The sequence below is a fragment of the Pseudomonas sp. CM25 genome (assembly GCF_013179705.1).
Classification (GTDB): Bacteria; Pseudomonadota; Gammaproteobacteria; order Pseudomonadales; family Pseudomonadaceae; genus Aquipseudomonas.
In genome coordinates this window covers 1-3,022 of sequence record NZ_JABMCW010000496.1, presented here as the reverse complement: position 1 = coordinate 3,022, position 3,022 = coordinate 1, and the positions used below count along the sequence as shown (strand labels likewise).

The window sequence follows — 3,022 nt, the reverse complement described above, 5'->3', positions numbered from 1 at the left end:
TGGACAGTTTCGACAGCACGTTCGGATCAACCTCACCCAGCGCACGATTCATGTTTCGGTAGTTGGCGATCACCAACAGCCCCGCTTCGTATTCCGAGCGCACCGGGCGATGGTAATCTTCCGTCCCCAGCAGGTCCTTGATTCGTTTATCGAAAGAAACAGCAGTGGGTTCCGGCTCGCCATGATTCTGGAACATATATCCCGTGTAACTGTAGAAGCGCTCATTCGAGTAAGGGCTTTCCCAGCGAGCGATCGACGTGTTGACATCGCCCTCCTCATCACTCGCCTTGGATTTTATGAACTCCGCTGTATAGAAAGTCCCGCTCCGGTAGTCCAGCAACCAGTAGTCTTCAGTGACCGGGTGCATGTCGAAGGCTTCATGTTGCGGGTCCACAGGGACGCCTGGAGGATCCATAACTGCACCACCACCAACCACACGCTTGCGAGTCAACGTATAATCGCTGGACTTGTACGGCTCCGGTGTCCGCACCTGAACCTCGATGGTGGCGTTGCGATGATCCGTGTCATTGGAATAAAACCACCTGCCACTCGCGGACTTGAAACCCGCGTAAAACACTTGCGACCCCGACGTTCCGCGGCGGTGCAGGTGGAGCGTCTGGCGTATGGTCCGGTCCTCCGGACCACGCGGCGTTGCAGATTGCATGGGGCCTTCATTGGCCAATACGAACCGGTTTTTTGTCAGGCTGGTACGCCAGACATTGCCATACTCCTTGCCGATTCCTTCCTCGTTGTCGCACAGGCTGGCAACTTTCTGCCCTGCGCGGTCGAAAAGCGTGAGCGTGCCAATTTCTGTCGGACTCAACTTGTAGTCCGCGCCATCCGCTTGCAAGGTTTCCACGGTGAACTCGACTTCCAGTTGCTGGAAGCCACTGGAGCCGACTGTCCCGCGCACGCCCTCGGGGCTTTTGCCAACCGTGACGGTGAAGCGCTGCAGTGCCACCCAGCTGCTCAGTGGCTTTACCGGCGTCTCTTTCAGCACGCTATAGCCCGATGCGAATACCACGCCATTGCGCACCACTTCACAGGCCACCACATTGGGTTGCTGTATGCCTTGTGTAGAGGCCGTGAACTGCCCCGATGGGGACACGTTGCCGGGGCCTGACAACATTCGCCAGCGCCGCTGTTCATTGGGCATGATGCGGTTCACTTCGCGCAGCTGGGTGGTGCCACCGAAGGCCTGTTTCGGCACGAAGGGTGGGTCGAGCGCCACCAGGGGCTGGTTGTGAACCAGAACGAGAGCAGTGCGATTCTGCTCCGCCGACTCGGCCTGCAGTTCCTGCACACTAAGGACTCGCCGCCGGGCTTGTCCACCCGGTACGAACCTTGATCGCCCGCCTCCCACATACGCCAGCTCGCCCAAAGGCTGGCCCAGCAATCGGAATCTGACCGGATCATTGCCCGCGTTCCACACATCTATCCCATTTGCACTCTGCCTGGGCTGATAGGCGCCAGCAACGGGCATCGCCAGCACCTCCGCGGACGTCACCAGCAAGCGAGCAGAGGCCTTGTAGGTATCGTCACCTTTCTTGAATTCCGCCGTGATGATGACGTTCAGCACATCCTCCCCTACCTCGTCCGCAGCGGGGGCAGTGTAGAGGCCATCGGCGCTGATCGTGCCATGCCCTTTATCGTCATGGCTTTGTGGATTGAGCGCTGACCAGGCGCTGGCTTTTTGCTTCTTGTCCTCGCCATCGTACAGTTCGAACTGATGCGTTTGGCCCGCCGGCACAACCGTACCCATGGCCGGCTTTACCTTCATGCTCATCAGCAACGGGTTTATATTGCCGAACAGGGCTCGATCCAGCGGCGTATGGTCTGCCGTTTTGACAAAGGCATTGAGTTCCGGAAACAGCAGGGTAGCGAGCAGCTCGAAGCCTTCAGCGGAAGCGTACTTCAACAAATCCTTGTTCAGCACCAGCGTGGCCGAATAGTCGCCTTCGGGGAGCAGATAAGGGTATGCGCCATCGGGCTGTTCGCCATCAGTAGCGTTGCCACGCAGGCGCATGAACACCAGCACTGCGCCATCACCGTAATTGTCTGCATTTCGTATACGTGCCCCGGGGGCCGCTTGGGTGCGCAGTATGAAGTTGGTAGGGGTCAACTCGTCATAACCGGCGAAGTCCACCGTGCCCAGTTCAAACATCACGCAGCGCGCTGGCATGGCGCCTAGCCAATCTCCCAATGCCCTGTCCAGCTGTTGGTGGAGGTGGTCCTTGTCTTCCTCCTCCTCATCGAAGAGCTTGCTGGTGAACTTCGCACCCTTGGCCAGATTCAGCGCGACCCGACCATAGGGGGCCACCTCACCGCGCACGGTCTGGAGGTCGACCTCCATTGTCAGCGAATGCCCCTGCGCTTCGGTGATTACATAGCTGCGCAGCAGTTCCCCGTTGAAGGTCAACGTGCCGCTGATGATGTTCAAGGTCAGCGTGGCCTTGGAGTCGCTGACCGAGGCGCTGCTGAATGACAACATCGGCGTGCCGAACTCGAGCCCTTCCACCGAGACTGTCTGACCCACCGCCTTGCGCTTGAGTATGTCGCTGAACGGTGGAAGAAAGTTGTTCTCCGCAAGACGTTGCAGATACTGCTGCTCCAGCAAACGATTGAGCTGGCGACGGCTGTACACCGCGACTGCGCCCCAGCCAAGCGTCACCGATCCTTGCTTCATTTTTTCAAGCAGTTGCTCCAATGAATAGAACATGGCTTCAACCTCCAAGCGACGGTGCGGGGGCCACGCGCAGGCCTGCCGGGCTGGCGGCGCGATGCATGGCTGCAAAATGCTGTGACAAAGGCAGCTGCAGCAGCAGGTGGCCTTCGAAGATGAAATCGGAACCCTCTAGCGCCCATTTGCCGATGATCAGGGTGAAACGCGCGTCGGAATCAGCAAAGGGCGGCGTGTAGTGGTCGTTTTTCTCGCCATCGATCGTGCCAGTACCATCAATCGGCAGTTTCCACTCCACGTCCACCAGGTCCGTGCCGTAGGCGCGGCCCTGCAATTGGAACT

General features: G+C 58.7%; 2 protein-coding genes. Both read right to left on the bottom strand.

What is annotated here, in order from left to right:
* On the bottom strand, positions 1-2,719 hold a 2,719-nt coding region (locus tag HP546_RS28445; RefSeq protein ID WP_172232630.1), incomplete at its 3' end, for a hypothetical protein.
* Positions 2,720-2,723: 4 nt separating this feature from the next.
* Positions 2,724-3,022: hypothetical protein (locus HP546_RS28440; RefSeq protein ID WP_172232627.1), on the bottom strand; the 299-nt coding region annotated here is incomplete at its 5' end.